This window comes from Limosilactobacillus viscerum (assembly GCF_947387525.1).
Taxonomy (GTDB): Bacteria; Bacillota; Bacilli; order Lactobacillales; family Lactobacillaceae; genus Limosilactobacillus; species Limosilactobacillus viscerum.
In genome coordinates, this window is record NZ_CANDNW010000012.1 from 26,246 (window position 1) to 46,192 (window position 19,947).

A 19,947-nucleotide genomic window follows, 5' to 3' on the forward strand; every position below is an offset into this window, starting at 1 on the left:
AAATAAACTTAAAGGAGCCAAGCTAATGAGCAAAATTAAAATCATCCCATTTGGTGGGGTTCGTGAAAATGGAAAAAACATGTACGCGGTGGAAATTGATGGCCAGATTTTTATTCTGGACGCTGGTCTGAAGTACCCCGAAAATGAATTGATGGGAATTGATGTTGTTATTCCAGACTGGGAATACTTACGCAAGCACAAGGACCAGATCGTCGGCGTTTTCCTGACCCACGGACATGCGGATTCGATCGGAGCACTACCGTACTTCTTAATGGACTTTAACGTTCCAGTATTCGGTAGTGAAATGACAATTGCACTTGCTAAGCTGGCAGTAAAGAAGCATAAGGAAGCTAAGAAGTTTAACGACTTTCACGTGGTTGGCGAGAGCACCGCGATTGACTTTGACGACGTAACTGTTTCGTTTTTCCAGACCACGCACACGATTCCGGAAACATTAGGAATTGTGCTGGAGACAAACGAAGGAAATATTGTTTATACTGGTGACTTCAAGTTCGACCAAACGGCAACTGAAGGTTACCAAACTGACTTAGCACGACTGGCAGAAGTTGGTTCCCAGGGTGTGCTAGCTCTTCTTAGTGATTCTGCGGGTGCTGGCATTGCCGGTGCTTCGACGCGGGAGAAGGATATTGGTGAATATATCAAGGAGACCTTCAAGTACCAGAGTGGGCGGATCGTCGTTGCTAGTGTTGCTTCAAATATTATGCGTGTCCAGCAGATTATTGATGCAGCGGTAGCGGTTGACCGTAAAATCGTTCTTTCTGGTAGCGATATCGAACAAATTATTGATACCGCGATGGACCTGGGCAAGTTAAAGCTTCCACAGGACTTACTGATTAGCATTAAGGAAGCTGACAAGCTGGATCCAAATCAAGTGGTTATTCTTGAAACCGGCAAAATGGGTGAGCCAATTAAGTCACTTCAGCAGATTGCTAACGGGGACAACCCAAAGATTAAGCTAACGGATAATGACTTGGTATTTGTCACCACCACGCCTTCATATGCGCAAGAAACTGAAGTACAGAAGACTAAAGATATGATCTACCGCACTGGTGCGGAAGTTAAGTTTATTTCTGATGATCTTAACCCGTCCGGTCACGCTAACCAAAATGACCAACAATTAATGCTTAACTTCATGAAGCCGAAATACTTTATCCCGATCCAGGGTGAGTACCGCCTCTTAGACCAGCATGCCGAACTGGCAGAGGAAGTTGGGGTAAAGCCAGAAAACATCTTCATTACTAATAAGGGGGATGTTTTAGATTACGACAATGGTGAATTCCATGTCGGTGAACACATTGATGTCGGCAATACCATGATTGATGGTACCGGTATTGGTGACATTGGGAACATCGTTCTTCGTGACCGCCGGGTTCTTTCCGAAGATGGTATTTTTGTAGTTGTTGCAACAATTGACCGGAAGAAGAAAAAGATCGTGGCTCGTCCACAAATTACTTCCCGTGGTTTTGTCTTTGTTAAGACTAACCACCAGTTGATGAAGCAAAGTGCTGACCTGGTTGAAAAGGTAGTTCAAGACAACCTCGACCAAAAGGAATTTGACTGGGGGCACCTTAAACAAGACGTCCGTGAAAAGTTAAACCGGTTCTTGTTTGACCAGACTAAGCGGCACCCGGTTATTCTTCCGGTAATTATGGAAATTAACCAACACGCTAAGAAAAAGGCCAAAAATAATAGTGGGAGCGAAAACAAGAAGGAAAAAGCTAACCACAAGAAAGAACAACACCGTGGTCGCGGTCGAGGACGGAAACATCAAGCAGACAAGAAAAAGCAAGGTAACTAATTGAATATGTGCAAGTGGGGCTGTGGGCAATCTTCCACAACCCCGCTTTCTATCTATAATGAGGAACAACACATGAATAACGAGCAAGAAGAACAATACCAAAAAGCTTTAAAATTAATGACAGAAGAAAAGTGGCTAAAAGCAGCTTCATTGCTTGAAGACTTGCTTAACCAAGTGCCAAGTGATGACGTCACAAAATCACTAGTACTTGCCTTGTACCGGGGGAAACAATACGCGCGAGCATTTGTTTACCTAGTTGAGCAACCGGCCGTTTTTGCGGCTGACCAACCTAATGCGCGGCTGGCGGTTCACCTTTTGCTTCATAACCAGTCTTACATTTCAGCCCGCCTGTTTATCGCTGGGTTACCAGCTGGTTGGCAAGACGAACTCATCCAGTTGGTTGAAGAAGGTGAACGGGATGCGCGTCAGAAATTTCAAACAACAATTCAGACGGAATTGCGCTCCTTTTACCACCTTGGTGATTGTTCATTAAATGAACAACAAGAGCGGCTGAGTGAAGCACAGCAATTACCACTCGATGAGTATTTAACCGGGGCACAATTTTTGCTGCGTGATCCCTTTACCCACCAGTTAATTAAGGCGTCGATTGTCGATACGCTCCGGCAAATTGGCATTGAAAAAGAAATGGTTATTCGCTGGATCGACGGCAAGGAATATTCGTTTGTTCCCGGTGATTTACTTTCGATTGATGATTTAGGACTTGTTCAAGCATTAAGAAATGAGTTGACCAATGAATTAGGCAACCACAACCCAAGTGAGCTTCAGCTTGCCAACCAGGAGCTTCAGATGCAGTTGATGCTGCTTTACCCACTGATTAATAATCAAATTGATGATGTAAAAGAGTGGATTAGGTGTCTGATCATGCGGATTCGTGGTGAAAAAGGGAAGGTAAATCCAAAGGTAATGGCTACTCAGGAAGAATTAACCAGGATAATTGATGATTTAAGCGAAAAACATTAGCATTATTATTTACAAATTGGATGATAGTTGATATTATATTTAAGAATTCTTCTTCGAGCTGTTGATATAAATCTTTCAATTGGCGAAAAGAAGTAGTACAATATCTATAAAGGTGTGTCAGTCATTCTTATGGGACGACTGGCATTATACTTGTAAATTATCAGGAGGTTTTCATTAATGGCTGAAAAAGAACATTATGAACGTACTAAGCCCCATGTTAACATTGGTACTATTGGCCACGTTGACCACGGGAAGACTACTTTAACTGCTGCTATCACTAAGGTACTTGCTGAAAAGGGCCTTGCTAAGGCAGAAGATTACGCTGATATCGATGCTGCTCCAGAAGAAAAGGAACGTGGTATCACTATCAACACTGCCCACGTTGAATACGAAACTGAAAAGCGTCACTACGCCCACATCGATGCTCCAGGTCACGCCGACTACGTTAAGAACATGATCACTGGTGCCGCACAAATGGATGGTGCTATCTTGGTTGTTGCCGCAACTGATGGTCCTATGCCACAAACCCGTGAACACATTCTTCTGGCTCGTCAGGTTGGTGTTCAATACATCGTTGTATTCTTGAACAAGACCGACTTGGTTGACGATGACGAATTGGTTGACTTGGTTGAAATGGAAGTTCGTGACCTGCTTAGTGAATACGATTTCCCTGGTGACGACATTCCGGTTGTTCGTGGTTCTGCCCTCAAGGCTCTTGAAGGTGACCCAGAACAAGAAAAGGTTATCCTTCACTTGATGGATGTTGTTGATGACTACATCCCAACTCCAAAGCGTCCTACTGACAAGCCATTCATGATGCCTGTCGAAGACGTCTTCACTATCACTGGTCGTGGTACTGTTGCTTCAGGTCGTATCGACCGTGGTACTGTTAAGATTGGTGACGAAGTTGAAATCGTTGGTTTGACTGAAGATGTTCTGAAGTCAACTGTTACTGGTCTGGAAATGTTCCACAAGACTCTTGACCTTGGTGAAGCCGGGGACAACGTTGGTGTACTTCTTCGTGGTATTTCACACGACCAAGTTCAACGTGGTCAAGTTCTTGCTGAACCAGGTTCGATCCAAACTCACATGAACTTCAAGGGTGAAGTTTATGTTATGACCAAGGAAGAAGGGGGCCGTCACACGCCATTCTTCTCCAACTACCGTCCACAATTCTACTTCCACACAACTGATGTTACTGGTACGATTGAATTGCCAGATGGCGTAGAAATGGTTATGCCTGGTGATAACGTAACGTTCACTGTTAACCTGCAAAAGCCAGTTGCCCTTGAAAAGGGTCTGAAGTTCACCATCCGTGAAGGTGGACACACTGTTGGTGCCGGTGTGGTATCAGAAGTCTTAGACTAATTTTTCAATTAGGCAATTTGAAAGAATCCGGATTATTCCGGGTTCTTTTTCTTTTAAATAATAAGGGTGGAAAGCTTGCATTTAGTTGCAATTGCGGCAGGCGTACGGTAAACTAATAAGGTATGTAAAGACCTGCTTTTAAGCAATGGTCAAATTGATTGTTATTGGAGGAAATAAAATGTCAGCAAAATGGGAACGCGATAGCGATGCCAGCAAAGGGACATTAACGTTTGATATTGATGTCGACACGATTAACAAGGGAATTGACGAAGCTTTCGTTGAAACTCGGAAGAAGATTACGGTTCCAGGTTTCCGGAAGGGCCGTGTTCCACGCCAAATCTTCAACCAAATGTACGGTGAAGAATCTCTCTACCAAGATGCTTTAAACAAGGTATTACCAGATGCTTACAGTGATGCCGTTAAGGAAACTGGTATCAAGCCAGTTGACCAACCAAAGATTGACATCAAGAGCATGGAAAAGGGTCAACCTTGGACTTTGACTGCTGAAGTTGCAGTTGAACCAGAAGTTAAGCTGGGCGAATACAAGGGAATGGAAGTTCCAGAACAAGACACAACTGTTTCCGATGCTGATGTTGACTCAGAAATCGAAAAGAAGCGTCAACAACAAGCTGAATTAGTTCTGAAGGAAGACAAGCCAGCTGCAAAGGGCGATACGGTTGTTATCGACTACGAAGGTAGCATTGATGGTAAGAAGTTTGACGGTGGTTCTGCCGACAACTACTCACTTGAATTAGGTTCTGGTTCCTTTATTCCAGGCTTTGAAGACCAATTAGTTGGTGCTAACTCTGGTGATGACGTTGATGTTAAGGTTACTTTCCCTGAAGACTACCACGCAAAGGAACTTGCTGGTAAGGATGCAATCTTTAAGGTAAAGGTTCACGAAATTAAGGAAAAGCAACTTCCAGAATTAGACGATGACTTTGCTAAGGACGTTGACGAAGATGTTGACACCTTAGATGAATTGAAGGACAAGACCCGGAAGCAACTTCAACAACAAAAGGACGACCAAGCTAAAGGTGCCATTGAAGATGCTGCAATTGAAAAGGCAGTTGCTAACGCAGAAATCGAAGACATCCCACAAGCAATGCTGGACGAAGATACTAACCGGCAAATGCAACAATACCTTGCTGGTATGCAACAACAGGGTATCAGTCCTCAAATGTACTTCCAAATCACTGGTACTAAGGAAGACGACCTGAAGAAGCAATTCGCTAATGACGCTGCACAACGGGTTAAGACTAACTTAGTTCTGGAAGCAATCGTTGATGATGCTAACCTGGAAGCAAGCGATGACGAAATCAAGGATGAAATCAAGGACTTGGCAAAGCAATACGGGATGGAAGAAAATGCCGTTGAAAAGGCCCTGTCAAAGGACATGCTGAGTCATGATATCAAGATTAAGAAGGCAGTTGACTTGGTTGCTGATTCAGCAAAGCAAGTTAAGGATGCCAAGAAGGATGACGAAAAGGCTGACAAGTAATCGTTAGTATTTTGTCATATTGAAGGGAACAAGACGAAGGTCAGTACTGACTTTCGAGCCCTGCAAGTACAATAGGGGTCCAGAGACCGGCAAGAAACCGTGAACTCTGGATCCCTATTTGTGTTCAACTTTAATTTATCAGGAATGACTTACGCTGCGCCACCATTATTGTTTCAAAATACTGGGGTTGTCATAGCGCCAAGCATTGATTGATTTTTTAGGGGGATCAATTTCAATAGCAAATCGTGGCTTGTGAACGATTACGTACCATGTTAACTGTTGTTAATTGAGGACTTACCTCGCAGCATCAATTCTTTTCAAAACAGAATATTCGTATTTATAGCGGAATTTTGGTATGATTATTTCATAAGTTTTAGAGGAGGTTTATAAATGTTTGAAGATACCAGTGGAATGGATTCCGTTCATTGCTCGTTTTGCGGTAAATCACAAGACGAAGTAAAGAAGATTGTGGCTGGACCAGGCGTTTATATTTGTAATGAGTGTGTTGATCTGTGCCAGCAGATCATTACCCAAGAATTAGCGGAGGACAGCGCTAAGAAGACCTTCCGTGTACCAACACCGGAAGAAATTGTCAAGGACTTAGACGACTACGTGATTGGCCAGGACGATGCCAAGAAGACGTTGGCCGTCGCTGTTTACAACCACTATAAGCGGGTAAACGCGATGATGACTGGTGATAATAATGATACCGAATTACAAAAGAGTAATATCGCGGTAATTGGTCCAACTGGTTCCGGTAAAACTTACCTGGCTCAGTCACTAGCACGGATTTTGAATGTCCCATTTGCAATCGCCGACGCAACTACGTTAACTGAAGCCGGCTATGTTGGTGAAGACGTTGAAAACATCATTCTCAAGCTCTTACAAGCAGTTGATTTCGATGTTGAACGGGCCGAAAAGGGCATTATTTACATCGATGAAATTGATAAAATTGCCAAAAAGAGTGAGAACGTTTCGATTACCCGTGATGTTTCTGGTGAAGGGGTTCAGCAGGCACTGTTAAAGATCCTTGAAGGGACAATTGCCAATGTACCGCCACAGGGTGGACGGAAGCACCCGCAACAAGAATTTATCCAGGTTGATACCAGCAATATTCTCTTTATCGTTGGTGGTGCTTTCGACGGCATTGAAAATATTGTAAAGGAACGAATCGGTGAAAAGACGATTGGCTTCGGAACTAGTACTTCTGAACGGGACAACATTACGGAAAAGAATATTTTGCAGCATGTTATTCCAGAAGACCTGCTTAAGTTTGGCCTGATTCCTGAATTTATTGGTCGGCTGCCAGTAATGACGGCGCTAGAAAAGCTTGACGAACATGACTTGGTACGGATTCTTACCGAACCGAAGAATGCGCTGGTTAAGCAGTACAAGGAATTAATTCGCTTAGATGGTAGCGAGCTGAGCTTTACAGATGGTGCCTTAACCGCAATGGCTAAACTAGCAATTGCCCGTAATACTGGTGCCCGTGGTTTGCGGTCGATCATTGAAGAGGTTATGCAGGACGTAATGTTTGAACTGCCGAGTCGTGATGATGTGGCCAAAGTGGTAATTGGGAAGCGTTGTGTCACTGACCATGCCCAGCCAAAGTTCATCATGAAGGATGAGAAAGCCTCATAATTAACAGGAGAGTGTGAGATGGAAGTTCATAATGTTGATTTAACAATTAGTGCGGTCAAACCAGAACAGTACCCGCAGACTAACTATCCGGAAATTGCCCTGGTTGGTCGTTCGAACGTGGGGAAGTCCTCATTAACTAATGTTTTGATTAACCGGCGGAACTTTGCGCATACTTCTAGTCAACCTGGTAAGACCCAGACATTAAATTTCTACGTGGTGGAAGATGAGTTATACTTTGTGGATGTTCCCGGATATGGTTATGCAAAGGTTTCAAAAAAGGAACGCGAACGCTTTGGCCAAATGATTGAAAAGTACCTTACGACAAGGGAACAATTACGGGGAGTAATCCTACTGGTTGATGGTCGCCACGCACCGACAGATGATGATATAAGTATGTACCAGTGGTTGCAGTATTATGATATTCCTACAATGGTCGTTGCAACCAAGATTGATAAGGTGAAGGGGAACGCCTGGAACCGGGAAGAGAGCTTGGTGAAGAAAACGTTGGGAATTGATAAGCAAACACCGCTTGTCTTATTCTCGGCGGTGAAGAAGACCGGCAAAGATGCTGTTTGGAACTGGATTGAAGAGCAGACGGGGATGAATTAACGGTGAATTTTAATGAATACCAAGATGCAGCCAAGCGAACGTTATATGGCAATGAGCAAGTTCTGACTAATTGTGCCCTGGGTTTAGCGGGCGAGTCAGGTCAAGTGGTTGACTTGGTGAAAAACTATACCTTTAAGGGGAAAAAACTAAGTCGGGAAGAATTAGTCCATGAGATGGGAGATGTTTTGTGGTACCTTTCACAAATCGCTGAATGGGCGGACATTCCGTTTGACGAGGTTGCTAAGGCAAATATTGCGGAATTAAACCGGCGTTACCCAACTGGGTTTAAGAAGCATGAATAAATAAGCCTTTTCTGTGGATATATGCGAAAAGCGGGAGTATGACAAAACTCAGTTCTGTTACGCTCCCGCTTTCACTTTTATTGATTTAATTTTTTTCTTTTTCTTGCTTTTCTTTTTGTTGATCCTTCGACTTATCAGTTGGCCGTTTCTTCTTTGGGTCAATGGCAAACTGGTCGAAGAGGCGGTCGAGTTGTTCACTCCGTCTCGTTACTAAGCCCATCCTATCGCTCTCCTTTTTATTTGCACCTATCTTAGCACATGCCGCAAACGTGCCGCAAGAAATCCCCATTAAATTCGGTCACATTCTTTGCCCTGACCGCGCTTTATCATTTATAATATTATACTAGCATTTCATACGGAGGGTTACGATGGCAAGTGAATATCTTGAGCATAAGTTAACATTATTGCCGGATAAGCCCGGTTGCTACTTGATGAAGAATATTAACGGACAAATTATTTACGTTGGTAAGGCGAAAAACTTGAAAAACCGGGTGCGTTCCTATTTTAAATCCAGTCACACCGGAAAAGTTGCAAAGATGGTTTCTGAAGTAGCAGACTTTGAAACGATTATTACGTCGACAAACAAGGAATCGTTTTTACTTGAAATCACATTAATTCAGAAACACCAGCCTTACTTTAATATTAAATTGAAGCGGGGGACTGGTTACCCGTACATTAAGATTACTAATGAGCGTGACCCCGAAATTAAGATTACCAGTAAGATTAATAAGGATGGTGCCTACTACTTTGGCCCTTATCCAAATGTCTATGCGGCAGAGGAGACGGTGCACTTTATCCAGAAGGTTTACCCCCTTCGTCGGTGCAATGGCTACCAGGGGCGCCCGTGTCTTTACTACCACATGGGACAGTGCTTAGGTGCCTGCTTTAAGGAGGTGCCTCGTGAAGAATACGACCAGCAAATTAAGCGGATCAAGTCCTTTTTAAATGGGAATACCGCCACGGTAAAAAAGCACCTGGTTGCGCGAATGAATAAGGCGGCAGCAAATCTAGAATATGAACGGGCAGCAGAGATTCGTGACCAGCTGCACTACATTGAAGTAACGGTCGAAAAGCAAAAGATCATTTCCAACGATAAGACGCCACGGGACCTTTTCAATTTCTATATGGACAAGGGCTGGTTATCAATTCAGGTCTTCTTTATCCGGCAGGCCCGGCTAATGAAACGGGAAAAACGCTTATTCCCGGTTGTCGATACGGCCGTGGAGGAAATGACTAGTTTTATCCTGCAATTTTATAACCGGCGGAATAATATTCTCCCCCGGGAGCTGCTGCTTCCCAAGGGGCTCCCTAATAAGGAAATCAGCGAAATCCTTGGAATCCCGGTACGGACGCCGGAACGGGGCGAGAAACGGGACCTGATGGAAATGGCGGCCGAAAATGCGCGCCTGACCCTGGATGAAAAATTCCGGTTATTAGAAATGGACAAGGGGAAGACGACCGGTGCTATGAAAGAAATTACCGATGCACTTGGCCTGCCGGAAGGACACAAGATTGAGGCCTTTGACCACTCACATATCCAGGGGGCAGACCCGGTTAGCGCAATGGTCGTCTTTGTGGATGGCGAACCAGCAAAGAAGCTATATCGTAAGTATAAGCTAAAGACAGTGATTAACCATGCGGATGAAGCTGCTAGTACCCGGGAGGTCATTCGTCGTCGGTATAGTCGCCTTCTCCGGGAAAATAAGCCGATGCCGGACATGATTTTTATGGATGGTGGCGAAATCCAGATGAACGCCGTTAAGGATGTCCTTGAAAATGAGCTTGGTTTGGACATCCCAGTTGTGGGGATGGTTAAAAATGACAAGCACAAGACGGCGGACCTTCTCTTCGGTGAAAATGATGAACACGTTAATCTGAACCCGCGGAGCCAGGGCTTTTACCTTGTACAACGGATTCAAGATGAGGTTCACCGTTTTGCCATTACCTTCCACCGGAATGTCCATACAAAACACTCACTCAGTTCACGGCTGGATGAGATCAAGGGGGTTGGACCGCGAACCCGGACAAAGTTACTGAAAAAGTATGGTTCAGTGACTAAGATCGCTCAGGCATCGGTTGATGAAATTCACTCGCTGGGGATCAATCGGCCGACCGCCCAGCTGATTAAGGTTTCGTTGCAGAAAAATGCGGAAGTTGCTAAGGGGAGTAGTCACGATTGATTTTGACGCCCCTTATTTTTTCCCATATACTAGGTATAAGATGAAAGAACGGAGAAATTATCATGAATACCTTTGTAGATCAAATTAAAATAGAAGCACATGCCGGTAAAGGGGGCGACGGAATGGTTGCCTTCCGCCGGGAAAAGTATGTTCCCAACGGTGGACCAGCTGGTGGTGATGGCGGCCATGGTGGCTCAATCATCTTGAAAGTCGATGAAGGACTGCGGACGTTGATGGATTTTCGTTACCACCGGATTTTTAAAGCAAAAAATGGTGGTAACGGGATGAATAAGCAGATGACCGGCCCTAGTGCTGAAGACACCGTGATTGCTGTTCCCCAGGGGACAACTGTCCGCGACCTGGATACTGGTAAAATAATTGGTGACCTGGTTGAGAATGGTCAAGAATTAGTAATTGCTAAGGGTGGCCGTGGTGGTCGTGGCAACATCCACTTCGCCACTGCTAAAAATCCGGCGCCAGAAATTGCGGAAAATGGTGAACCAGGTGAGGACCGGTATCTTGAGCTAGAATTGAAAATGTTAGCTGATGTCGGCCTGATCGGATTCCCATCAGTCGGTAAGTCAACGCTCCTGTCCGTTGTCACTGGTGCCAAGCCTAAAATTGCGGCATATGAATTTACTACCCTTGTACCAAACTTGGGAATGGTGATGCTGCCTGACGGTCGGGACTTTGCCATGGCTGATATGCCAGGGTTAATTGAAGGCGCCTCAAAGGGAATTGGCCTGGGATTAAAGTTCCTTCGCCACATCGAACGGACACGGGTTCTTTTACACTTGGTTGATATGTCGGCAGAAGACGAAAACCAAGCAATTGAGCGTTACCGTCAGATTAACCACGAACTGGCAAATTATGATCCAGAACTCTTAAAGCGGCCGCAGATTGTGGTGGCAACAAAGATGGATATGCCAAATGCTGATAAGAATCTCGAAGTCTTTAAAAAGCAATTAGCGGCGGATGATACGTCGGCCGACCAACCGACGATCTTCCCAATTTCGGCAGTTACCCACCAGGGTGTTCAGCAGTTAATGCAGTTAACGGCAGACATACTGGATAAGACGCCGGCATTTGATAGTGAAAGCCACGATGAACAATTGACACCAGCGTATGAAGAGGCTGGTAAAGAATTTCAAGCGGATAAAGGTCCAGCATTTACCATTACACGGGACGAAGATGGTACCTGGGTTCTGGGCGGTGAAAAGCTCCTTCGCTTGTTTGACATGACAGATTTGACGCACGAACAAAGTCAACTACGGTTTGCGCGTCAGATGCGACAAATGGGTGTTGATGATGCCCTTCGTGAAAAGGGAATTAAAGACGGCGAGATGGTTCGAATCCGGAAGTTTGTCTTTGAGTTTATCCAGTAGTCGTTACTAGAAAAGGTAGGGAATTTTTATAATGCAACTTGAATTTTTAGGAACGGGAGCGGGCTCCCCAAGTAAGCAACGGAACGTCTCAAGTGTGGCGTTGCGGTTACTTGAAGAACGGAACGCAATTTGGCTTTTTGACGTTGGTGAAGCAACTCAGCACCAAATATTAAATACAACGATTCGACCACGGAAGATTGAAAAAATCTTTATTACCCACCTTCATGGCGATCATATTTTTGGTTTACCAGGGTTACTTAGTTCACGTTCCTTCCAGGGTGGCAATGAGCCGTTAACGATTTATGGACCGGTTGGGATCAAGCGGTTTGTGGTAACTGCTTTACAGGTAAGTGAATCACGGCTAAGCTACCCCCTCCACTTTGTAGAAATTGACCATGAGGGGGAGGTATTCCACGATCGCGGTTTTACGGTAATTGCTAAAAAGCTTGATCACAAGATTGCTTGTTATGGTTACCGGGTAATTGAAGCGGACCACCCTGGTGAACTCCAGGTTGATAAGTTGCGTGAAATGAACATTCCTTCCGGTCCGGTGTACGGGCAGTTGAAGGCTGGTAAAACGGTGACCCTTGATGATGGCCGGACGGTTGATGGTAAAGAATTTATTGGAAAACCACAGAAGGGCCGAATTGTGGCAATCTGTGGTGACACCCGGAAGACGGAGAATGCTGTTAAACTAGCAAAGGACGCGGATGTACTTGTCCATGAAAGTACCTTTGCGAAGGATGAAGTTAAGTTGGCCCGGAGCTACTACCATACGACTAGTCTCCAGGCGGCTGAAATTGCCAAGCGGGCCGGTGCAAAGCAGCTTTTGTTGAACCACATCTCGGCACGGTATGCTGGTAAGTCGGCTTACCAGCTTGCCTACCAGGTTCGCGACGTATTTCCAAATACGCGGGTAGTAAATGATTTTGATGTTATAGACATTCCTTTTAATAAGTAAGGAGCGATGATTATGCTGAAGCGGGTAAAGACGTTGCGGTTTTTACGGAACGAAGTTGTTTTGATCACGGGTGGTTCCAGCGGAATCGGTAAGTCATTAGCATTAGAGGCGGCCCGGCGCGGTGCAATCGTAGTCGTAACTGCCCGGAATAAGGAGAAACTTGACCAAGTTGCAAAACAGTGTTTGCTTCTTTCAGGGCGGCCAGCTTTTGCCTACCAGATGGACGCAACTTCACCGGACCAAATTGATGAAGTACTTACCCAGATTCGTCACCAGGTCGGCGCGATTGATGTACTAGTCAATTCTGCTGGATTGGCGGAGTTTGCTCCGGCGGCTGAGCAATCCTATAAGACAATGGATCAAATGACGGAAGTAAACCTGCTAGCATTAATGTACATCAGTCGGTGCGTTGCCCGGCAGATGATGGACCAGGGATACGGTGCCATTATCAACCTCGGATCCGCTTGTGGGAAGATTCCAACACCTAACAGTGCGGCATATTCCGCAACTAAGGCTGGCGTTATCCAATTTGATAATGTTTTGCGGATGGAAGTTGCTGATTACGGGGTCCAAGTGTTAACTGTTAACCCTGGCCCCGTCAACACACCATTCTTTGATAAGGCCGACCAGGACGGTAGCTACCGGGCTCACCTGCCAAAGTGGATGTTTATTGAACCGGACGAGCTGGCGCGGCGGATTTGGAATAACGTTGGCTACAAGACACGTGAAATCAACGTCCCCGGCTATGTTGCTTACTTTGGCTGGGCTTACCAGGTCTTCCCAGGTCTCGGTGACTGGGCGATCAAGAAGTTCTTTGATTTTCAGCAAAATAAAAAGGAATTGTAGAAATCCTCAGTCTCACTGTAGTAACGATCGTTATATTAGCCCGCTCAAATTGTTAGGGGCATTGAAGGGGCAGTGGCATTTTTGCCACGCCTTTCTTATTTTTAGGAAATGTGGGGAAAAGAATGATTAAAGCACAATATAATTGGCAGGAAAAGGCGGCCAGCGTTGATAAAGGGCAAACTGCGGCACTGGAAAAGGCGTTGGGCGTCTCACCAGTGATGGCAAAGTTATTGGCAGAACGTGGTCTAACTGATCCTGACAAGGCACAAGAATTCTTGAAACCGAGTTTAGAAACCATTCATGACCCGCGTCAGCTCCATGATATGGACAAGGCGGTTGAACGGATCGAAGAGGCAGTTGCTAATGGTGAAAAGATAACCATTTATGGCGATTATGATGCGGATGGGATTACCAGTACGGCAGTAATGTATGAAGCATTGGCGGGAATTGGTGCTAACGTTAACTACTATGTTCCGGATCGCTTTACGGACGGTTACGGCCCAAACCAGACTGCCTATGATAAGATCATTGCGGACGGCACAAACTTAATTATTACAGTTGACAACGGGGTTAGCGGTAAAGAAGTGATTGACCAGGCGACGGCCAAGGGCGTTGATGTTGTCATTACTGACCACCACGAATTGCCCGCTGAGCTGCCCAATGCGACGGCAATAGTTCACCCCCGCTATCCGGGCAGTAACTATCCCTTCCCCGACTTATCTGGTGTCGCGGTTGCGTTTAAGGTTGTCTGGGCTCTGCAAAAGGAGTTTCCAGAGGAAGAACTGGACCTCTTAGCAATTGGTGAAATTGCTGACGTGGTAAATGTTACTGATGAGAATCGGGCATTGATTTCACTTGGTATACAGGAACTGCGACAGGGGATGCGGCCGGGGTTACACGCACTGGTTTCACTAGCAGGAGTAAATGAGAGCCAGCTGACGGACAAAGATATTAGTTTTTCAATTGCACCACGCTTAAATGCGCTAGGACGGGTAGCTAATGCTAACGAAGGGGTTGAACTATTAACAACCTTAGATGAAGGACGAGGGAAAGAACTGGCTGCCGAGGTTGAGGAAGCTAACCAGAAGCGGCGAGAACTGGTTGATAAGATTATGACCAGTGCTCGTGAACAGGCGGCGAGTCCGGAGAACGCTGATTCACCAACCCTTGTTCTCCTGGGGCACAATTGGCACCAGGGCGTTTTAGGCATTGTCGCTAGCCGGATTATGGATGAGACGGGTAAACCGACCATCGTTGCAGGCGTCAATGATGGTGAAACGGTCGCCAAAGCCTCGGGTCGGAGTAGCGATGGCTTTAACCTATTTACGGCCCTTGCCGCTCACCGTGACTTGTTTACAACGTTTGGTGGGCACCCAGCGGCTTGCGGCCTATCGTTTGCGGAGGAAAATCTCGACCAGTTACGGTCAGCATTGGTTCACGAAGCTAAAAAGCAGGGCTTTACCGGCCAAGAAAAAAGTAAAATTGCCGTAGACGGACACCTGGTTGTTGGTGACGTAAATGAAAAACTCTATCAAGAGGTTCAGTTACTGGGTCCGTTTGGGCCGGGAAATGAGCAGCCGGTCTTTGAAATGGACGATGTTCTACCCCACAGTATCAAAACAATGGGTAAGGATAACTCTCACCTTAAATTTAACCTAGGACCGGTAACGGTGGTTGCCTTTGGAAAGGGAAAGCTGGCGCCGCTGCTAACCGGACAGGGAGCAGACATTGATATTCTTGTTAAACTAAGCATTAATGAATGGCGGGGTAAGCGAACCGTGCAGCTCATGCTCGTTGATATTCAGATTGGTGGAACGATTATCCTTGACCAGCGGACAAACCACCTAACGCCGCAACATTTTTCCATGGAAGGTTATTATGTAGTTGCTGATGACCGGCTCCATGATAATATCACGCCACATATTAGTGCGGGACACGTCCTTACTCCGGCAGAAGCAACAACAGTTGATTTTGGTGGCCAAAGTGTGACGGTTGTTGACTGTCCACCACAATTAGACCAGTTTAAGGGAATCTTTGATGGCGATAGTGGACAACCAGCGGTGATCCGCTTGTTGTTATATGATGCCAATAGTATTTACTTGGCGGGGATGCCTGCCCGGGCGGACTTTGCCAGCTTCTACCGTTTTATTGCTCAGCACCCGAATCTTCAGTGGCCACAACAACGGTCAGCAGTTAGTCGTTACTTAAGAATTAATGAAGTTCGATTAAATTTAATGATAAGTGTGTTTTCTGAGGTAGGATTTGTTACAATTAATGATGGTGTTTTAAATCTAGTGACCGGTGTCCAGAAAAGAGATTTAAAACAGACAGACCACTATCAAGCGCAACTCGCTCGCTACCAAGCTGAGCAAACGCTCTTGTTTAGTAATGCTGGTACGCTGACCGAGTGGGTCATGCAGTGCCTGAAGAAGAATTAAAGGAGACAATTTCTGGTATGACTTTAGACCTTTATAAATATGTTGCTAGTATTCCTGATTACCCGGAGAAGGGGATCATTTACCGGGATATTTTGCCACTAATGGCTGACGGTGAAGCTTACAAGCAAGCAACTGATGAATTGGTTGATTACGCAAAAAATAAACAAGTTGACATGGTAGTAGGCCCGGAAGCGCGGGGCTTTATTGTTGGTTGCCCGATTGCCCGTGAACTGGGAGTTGGATTTGCGCCAGCCCGTAAGAAGGGGAAGCTTCCTCGTGAAGCGGTCAGCGCAACCTACACGCTTGAATATGGCACCGCTACTTTGCAAATGGAAAAAGATTCGATTAAGCCTGGCCAGCGGGTATTAGTGGTTGACGATCTCCTGGCAACCGGTGGTACCATTTCTGCTACGATCAAGATGGTTGAAGAAATGGGCGGAATCGTCGTTGGCTGTGCCTTCTTGATTGAATTAAAGGACCTTAATGGTCGTGAAAAGATTGATAAGTACGGCGTTAAGACATTGATGGAATTTTAAAAAAGAGGGTGGACAAACCGTCACACCCTTCTTTTTATAGCAACCAAAAGGAGTTATGCAAATGATTTTCTTAGTAATTTTCGGTGGCCTGATGCTGATCTTAGGGGCTTTTTATTTAACTAATTCCTGGCAACGGTACCGTGAATGGAAATCAGGGACAATCATTGTGGTATTGAGTTTGATTGCGGTGGTTTATGGTGCAATTAACCTACCTTATTTCCATAAGGATAAGCAGTCGGCAAGTCAGGAGAGCTCTTCAGCGCAGGTTGTTCAGGATTCAAGCTTTTCGAACCGGTTAAGCGGGATTAATGGTGGGCAAACGAGTGCCAATCAGCAGGCTTCAGTCCTGCGCCAACTGCAAAAGGGGTATTCAAAGCTGGGAACGGTTGAGTTTAAGGAAAGCACGAATACGTACGTGATCAAGCCAACTGATGATAATACCGTCAGTGCAATTAAGGCGTTGGTGGATGACCCTAGCCAAGCATCGCAAATCGGTTGGTCAGACTTAACTAATTCGATTAAGAAGAATTCAGCGCAGGTATCAAAGGCGCTGAATGGTGACTATTCTATCAGTATTGTTAACCCAGATAATACAAAGCAGGCGGTATACACGGCGAAGGATGGTCAGACTACTTACGATATTGCAAATCAAAAGTAGGCAAATTTCAACTGCATGGTAGCTTTACGCTAAGGCATTTCTTTGCTATAATAATGCAGTTGAATATGGAGAGTTGGCAGAGTGGTAATGCACCGGACTCGAAATCCGGCGAACCCGTGTTGAGCGGGCGCGCAGGTTCAAATCCTGTACTCTCCTTTATATATAAAGCTTGTGAAAGCACAAAGAAGCACGAACCCTTGAAATATTGGGGTTTGTGCTCTTTTAGTTCACATGGAAAAGCATAGAAAAGTATACAAGTGCCACACATTTTCCACACAAATAAATAAAAAGCTCCCATTTTGTGTGGGAGCCAAACAGAACTTGAAGTCTTATACTATAAGGATTTTAGAGCATCAATTATCTGCTGATCTATTTTATCTTTGTATTCGTCAATTAGATAAGCATAAGTGTTAGCGGTAGTCGACAAGTTAGAGTGACCTAGTTGTTTAGAAATTGCGTACAGGTTTATCCCTTGTGCTAGCAGAAGGACAACGAGAGAGCAAGTAGAAGTGGAAATTTTTGTTTAGCCAAGCTAACGGCCCTGAGAGCTATCCTGAGGGACTTATTGACAGCAACTTCCTAGAACCAACTCTTTAGAGCAAGAAATTCTATCAACCATATCCAAAGGGATTTCTTTTGTTTCAGTTCCGTAAATTAATCACGACCAAGAAAAATAATGCGGGTATTAGTACAGACAATTAACACGGGGTTACTATCCACAAAGCCAATAGCGGCATATAAAACCGTTTCGCCATTAACATTAATTTAACACACTTTAAAGCAGTTTCGTTGTCATCATCTTCTAATACAACAGCGATTTTACTATTTTTAAGTTATGGTTGTTCTCTAATGATGGCTAATGCACCATTAAGAACAGTTGGCTCCAAGCTATCTCCTTTACAGTGGGGGACAGAAAATGGTTCGACATCAACTGCTGCTTTTTGTAACTGGAGAGATGAACAGTACTATTAGAAAGAAAATATAAATATACCATATATAAATAATATATACGATATGCTATAATTAATCGTTGAAGAGGTGATTGAGATGGCACAAATTAATATCAAAATTGATGATGACTTAAAGAAAGACGCAACTAAAGTTTTCTCTTCAATGGGATTGGATTTATCTACCGGCATTAAAATTTATCTTAAGCGAGTTACGCAAGACAATAAACTGCCATTTACTCCCAAGGCTACGTCAGAACTTGATCAAGCTATCGCAGAAGCCGATCGGGGGCAAGTAGAAACGTTTGACAATTTTGATGATTGGGCGGCCTCATTAGATGAAAATTGAGCAAGTACCAACTTTCAAGCGCAATGTAAAAAAGCTAAAACGAAAGCATTACGATATTGAACGACTAAAGAAAGTTGTTAAGCTAATAGTTGAAAATGATGTGGATGAATTAAAAAGAAAACATAAGTTAGGAATAATCAAAGGAACACATCCTACTGTTTGGCATGTTCATGTAGATAGAAGCTACAATGATGATTGGGTCCTGTGCTATCGGATTGAAAATGAAAGGTTAGTATTATTACTGTTGACTACAGGTAGTCATGAAGTTCTAAAACATATTCCTTATAACTGAGGTGATAGCAAGCCGCTACCGCTTTTTATAGTGAAAGTATACAAGTACCATAACGACTAAAAAGGGTCAGACCAAAAGTGAAGTGTCTGACCCTTTAATTATTCAAATTGACTTAGCTTGACTAATTCGACAGGTGATTTCGTTTGAATAATACCGACGAGAAATTTAACGTCGCTAATACTCATCGAGTTAGAATTTCTCCCCCAGTGGACGAGAAGATTGATGATCGTTTCAACATAAATTGTCTTCACGAAACTAAGGGGCAAAATGTTCTTACGGTTCGGTGATTTTTCTTCACCAAATAGGTAGGGAAAACGGTAGTCAAATTCTTCCATCCCAATTTTGACAATATTTTTATAGAAAAACATATCACCATTTGAAGACAGCAGTCGTGAGAACTGAACCTTGTATTGGTCGCAAAATGCCAAGGTAGCGTTAAAGGCATGAGCTGATAGCTCGACAATCTCCTTTGCGGTAGGCTGGTGGTCTAGTAGCTTTACCTGTTCACGATCGGTTAAAAGTGCTTGCTGCAGTCCTTCCAGGAGATCACGCTCGGTTTCAATTAAAAATTCTCGCTTGTTTTGGTAATAATTATAAAACGTTTTTTTTACTTACTTTGGCATATTCAACAATATCGCTAATCGTGCACTCAGAAAGGTTCTTTTCAGCGAGTAGCAGGAAAAAGCCTTCTTTCAAGCGCGCTTGCGTGTTGATTTTTCTGATATCCATCAGTTTCCCCCTTAATTAAAAAGTATATAGTAAGTATAAACGTTCTTATTCATTTATCACCATTTTATGCTCAAAAGAAACCGCAAATGGAGTAATTACATCATAAATATAACATTTATATCCTGGTTATAAGATCGGTAAAAACAGTTCTCTTTCCACTGATCGTTTGGTAGACTTCAATTGTACCTGAGATACAGGGATGACCCTTCTAGAAAAGTTACTTTTTATCAACACTTTTTGATGATATTGTTATCACTATATAAGTTACATGTTGCTCCGCGCCTAATTAGTATTGGTTGCTAAAACTGAATAATGGTTATTTTCTTCTTGGCAGATTGCAATAAATAAATTGAACACTTCATCGAAACATTTTTCGCATAAAGACTTCAATGGGTGATCGCCAGT

The 19,947-nt window shown here is 44.2% G+C and carries 20 protein-coding genes and 1 tRNA gene; 17 read left to right on the forward strand and 4 right to left on the reverse strand.

Going from position 1 to position 19,947, the window contains the following annotated elements:
• The first annotated feature begins 25 nt into the window (after positions 1–25).
• The 7 genes from QOS07_RS04940 to QOS07_RS04970 all read left to right on the forward strand — a co-directional run bounded on the left by QOS07_RS04940 (position 26) and on the right by QOS07_RS04970 (position 8,221).
• The gene (locus QOS07_RS04940) at positions 26–1,819 is read left to right on the forward strand and encodes a ribonuclease J (protein WP_283587888.1); all 1,794 of its coding nucleotides are present in this window, start codon (positions 26–28) and stop codon (positions 1,817–1,819) included.
• A gap of 72 nt (positions 1,820–1,891) precedes the next feature.
• The gene (locus QOS07_RS04945; RefSeq protein ID WP_283587889.1) at positions 1,892–2,800 is read left to right on the forward strand and encodes an outer membrane protein assembly factor BamD; all 909 of its coding nucleotides are present in this window, start codon (positions 1,892–1,894) and stop codon (positions 2,798–2,800) included.
• Positions 2,801–2,977: 177 nt separating this feature from the next.
• On the forward strand, positions 2,978–4,168 hold the full coding sequence (gene tuf / locus QOS07_RS04950; protein WP_283587890.1) for an elongation factor Tu: 1,191 nt from the start codon (positions 2,978–2,980) through the stop codon (positions 4,166–4,168).
• A gap of 178 nt (positions 4,169–4,346) precedes the next feature.
• The gene (gene tig, locus QOS07_RS04955) at positions 4,347–5,669 is read left to right on the forward strand and encodes a trigger factor (RefSeq protein ID WP_283587891.1); all 1,323 of its coding nucleotides are present in this window, start codon (positions 4,347–4,349) and stop codon (positions 5,667–5,669) included.
• A gap of 390 nt (positions 5,670–6,059) precedes the next feature.
• The gene (clpX, locus tag QOS07_RS04960; RefSeq protein ID WP_283587892.1) at positions 6,060–7,310 is read left to right on the forward strand and encodes an ATP-dependent Clp protease ATP-binding subunit ClpX; all 1,251 of its coding nucleotides are present in this window, start codon (positions 6,060–6,062) and stop codon (positions 7,308–7,310) included.
• A gap of 18 nt (positions 7,311–7,328) precedes the next feature.
• A complete protein-coding gene (yihA, locus tag QOS07_RS04965) occupies positions 7,329–7,919 on the forward strand; it encodes a ribosome biogenesis GTP-binding protein YihA/YsxC (protein ID WP_283587893.1) in 591 nt (196 codons plus the stop codon).
• A gap of 2 nt (positions 7,920–7,921) precedes the next feature.
• Entirely contained in the window at positions 7,922–8,221 is a 300-nt protein-coding gene (locus tag QOS07_RS04970; protein ID WP_283587894.1) for a nucleoside triphosphate pyrophosphohydrolase family protein, read from the forward strand.
• 85 nt (positions 8,222–8,306) lie between these two features.
• On the opposite strand, the gene QOS07_RS04975 is transcribed toward QOS07_RS04970, so the two are convergent.
• Positions 8,307–8,441, reverse strand: coding sequence for an SPJ_0845 family protein (locus QOS07_RS04975; RefSeq protein WP_283587895.1), 135 nt, complete (start codon positions 8,439–8,441; stop codon positions 8,307–8,309).
• Positions 8,442–8,589: 148 nt separating this feature from the next.
• Here QOS07_RS04975 and uvrC point away from each other — a divergent pair, with 148 nt between their 5' ends.
• The 8 genes from uvrC to QOS07_RS05015 all read left to right on the forward strand — a co-directional run bounded on the left by uvrC (position 8,590) and on the right by QOS07_RS05015 (position 17,381).
• A complete protein-coding gene (gene uvrC, locus QOS07_RS04980; RefSeq protein WP_283587896.1) occupies positions 8,590–10,401 on the forward strand; it encodes an excinuclease ABC subunit UvrC in 1,812 nt (603 codons plus the stop codon).
• Positions 10,402–10,463: 62 nt separating this feature from the next.
• Positions 10,464–11,786, forward strand: coding sequence for a GTPase ObgE (gene obgE, locus QOS07_RS04985; RefSeq protein ID WP_283587897.1), 1,323 nt, complete (start codon positions 10,464–10,466; stop codon positions 11,784–11,786).
• Between the two features lie 31 nt (positions 11,787–11,817).
• On the forward strand, positions 11,818–12,747 hold the full coding sequence (gene rnz / locus QOS07_RS04990) for a ribonuclease Z (RefSeq protein WP_283587898.1): 930 nt from the start codon (positions 11,818–11,820) through the stop codon (positions 12,745–12,747).
• A gap of 12 nt (positions 12,748–12,759) precedes the next feature.
• Positions 12,760–13,593 (forward strand): SDR family NAD(P)-dependent oxidoreductase, encoded by an 834-nt coding sequence (locus tag QOS07_RS04995; RefSeq protein WP_283587899.1) that lies wholly within the window; start codon positions 12,760–12,762, stop codon positions 13,591–13,593.
• A 122-nt stretch (positions 13,594–13,715) separates the two neighbouring features.
• Entirely contained in the window at positions 13,716–16,031 is a 2,316-nt protein-coding gene (gene recJ, locus QOS07_RS05000) for a single-stranded-DNA-specific exonuclease RecJ (protein ID WP_283587900.1), read from the forward strand.
• 17 nt (positions 16,032–16,048) lie between these two features.
• Positions 16,049–16,567: an adenine phosphoribosyltransferase gene (locus QOS07_RS05005; RefSeq protein WP_283587908.1), complete on the forward strand. Its 519-nt coding sequence runs from the start codon at positions 16,049–16,051 to the stop codon at positions 16,565–16,567.
• Positions 16,568–16,628: 61 nt separating this feature from the next.
• Positions 16,629–17,225: a DUF308 domain-containing protein gene (locus tag QOS07_RS05010; protein ID WP_283587901.1), complete on the forward strand. Its 597-nt coding sequence runs from the start codon at positions 16,629–16,631 to the stop codon at positions 17,223–17,225.
• A gap of 67 nt (positions 17,226–17,292) precedes the next feature.
• A tRNA-Ser gene (locus tag QOS07_RS05015) sits at positions 17,293–17,381 on the forward strand.
• A gap of 498 nt (positions 17,382–17,879) precedes the next feature.
• On the opposite strand, the gene QOS07_RS09605 is transcribed toward QOS07_RS05015, so the two are convergent.
• Positions 17,880–17,990 (reverse strand): PH domain-containing protein, encoded by a 111-nt coding sequence (locus QOS07_RS09605; protein ID WP_408613325.1) that lies wholly within the window; start codon positions 17,988–17,990, stop codon positions 17,880–17,882.
• A gap of 282 nt (positions 17,991–18,272) precedes the next feature.
• On the opposite strand from QOS07_RS09605, the gene QOS07_RS05020 reads away from it, so the two are divergent.
• Both QOS07_RS05020 and QOS07_RS05025 read left to right on the forward strand, forming a co-directional pair.
• On the forward strand, positions 18,273–18,521 hold the full coding sequence (locus QOS07_RS05020; RefSeq protein WP_283587902.1) for a type II toxin-antitoxin system RelB/DinJ family antitoxin: 249 nt from the start codon (positions 18,273–18,275) through the stop codon (positions 18,519–18,521).
• Positions 18,511–18,813, forward strand: a complete 303-nt coding sequence (locus QOS07_RS05025) for a type II toxin-antitoxin system RelE/ParE family toxin (protein ID WP_283587903.1) — start codon at positions 18,511–18,513, stop codon at positions 18,811–18,813. Before QOS07_RS05020 ends, QOS07_RS05025 begins: the two co-directional genes overlap by 11 nt.
• Positions 18,814–18,911: 98 nt before the next feature.
• On the opposite strand, the gene QOS07_RS05030 is transcribed toward QOS07_RS05025, so the two are convergent.
• Positions 18,912–19,181 carry a hypothetical protein gene (locus tag QOS07_RS05030; RefSeq protein WP_283587904.1) on the reverse strand — a complete coding sequence of 90 codons (270 nt, stop codon included), beginning with the start codon at positions 19,179–19,181 and terminating at the stop codon, positions 18,912–18,914.
• Positions 19,182–19,404: 223 nt separating this feature from the next.
• Positions 19,405–19,542: a hypothetical protein gene (locus QOS07_RS05035; RefSeq protein WP_283587905.1), complete on the reverse strand. Its 138-nt coding sequence runs from the start codon at positions 19,540–19,542 to the stop codon at positions 19,405–19,407.
• Positions 19,543–19,947 lie beyond the last annotated feature (405 nt).

What these genes read in the sequence shown, in the direction of transcription:
- QOS07_RS05005 (WP_283587908.1), top strand. Translation starts at nt 16,049, where the DNA reads ATGACTTTAGACCTTTATAAATATGTTGCTAGTATTCCTGATTACCCG.
- rnz (WP_283587898.1), top strand. Translation starts at nt 11,818, where the DNA reads ATGCAACTTGAATTTTTAGGAACGGGAGCGGGCTCCCCAAGTAAGCAA.
- QOS07_RS04945 (WP_283587889.1), top strand. Translation starts at nt 1,892, where the DNA reads ATGAATAACGAGCAAGAAGAACAATACCAAAAAGCTTTAAAATTAATG.
- QOS07_RS04995 (WP_283587899.1), top strand. Translation starts at nt 12,760, where the DNA reads ATGCTGAAGCGGGTAAAGACGTTGCGGTTTTTACGGAACGAAGTTGTT.
- clpX (WP_283587892.1), top strand. Translation starts at nt 6,060, where the DNA reads ATGTTTGAAGATACCAGTGGAATGGATTCCGTTCATTGCTCGTTTTGC.
- tuf (WP_283587890.1), top strand. Translation starts at nt 2,978, where the DNA reads ATGGCTGAAAAAGAACATTATGAACGTACTAAGCCCCATGTTAACATT.
- QOS07_RS05025 (WP_283587903.1), top strand. Translation starts at nt 18,511, where the DNA reads ATGAAAATTGAGCAAGTACCAACTTTCAAGCGCAATGTAAAAAAGCTA.
- QOS07_RS05010 (WP_283587901.1), top strand. Translation starts at nt 16,629, where the DNA reads ATGATTTTCTTAGTAATTTTCGGTGGCCTGATGCTGATCTTAGGGGCT.
- recJ (WP_283587900.1), top strand. Translation starts at nt 13,716, where the DNA reads ATGATTAAAGCACAATATAATTGGCAGGAAAAGGCGGCCAGCGTTGAT.
- tig (WP_283587891.1), top strand. Translation starts at nt 4,347, where the DNA reads ATGTCAGCAAAATGGGAACGCGATAGCGATGCCAGCAAAGGGACATTA.
- yihA (WP_283587893.1), top strand. Translation starts at nt 7,329, where the DNA reads ATGGAAGTTCATAATGTTGATTTAACAATTAGTGCGGTCAAACCAGAA.
- uvrC (WP_283587896.1), top strand. Translation starts at nt 8,590, where the DNA reads ATGGCAAGTGAATATCTTGAGCATAAGTTAACATTATTGCCGGATAAG.
- QOS07_RS05035 (WP_283587905.1), bottom strand. Translation starts at nt 19,542, where the DNA reads ATGGATATCAGAAAAATCAACACGCAAGCGCGCTTGAAAGAAGGCTTT.
- QOS07_RS04940 (WP_283587888.1), top strand. Translation starts at nt 26, where the DNA reads ATGAGCAAAATTAAAATCATCCCATTTGGTGGGGTTCGTGAAAATGGA.
- QOS07_RS05030 (WP_283587904.1), bottom strand. Translation starts at nt 19,181, where the DNA reads ATGTTTTTCTATAAAAATATTGTCAAAATTGGGATGGAAGAATTTGAC.
- QOS07_RS04975 (WP_283587895.1), bottom strand. Translation starts at nt 8,441, where the DNA reads ATGGGCTTAGTAACGAGACGGAGTGAACAACTCGACCGCCTCTTCGAC.
- QOS07_RS05020 (WP_283587902.1), top strand. Translation starts at nt 18,273, where the DNA reads ATGGCACAAATTAATATCAAAATTGATGATGACTTAAAGAAAGACGCA.
- obgE (WP_283587897.1), top strand. Translation starts at nt 10,464, where the DNA reads ATGAATACCTTTGTAGATCAAATTAAAATAGAAGCACATGCCGGTAAA.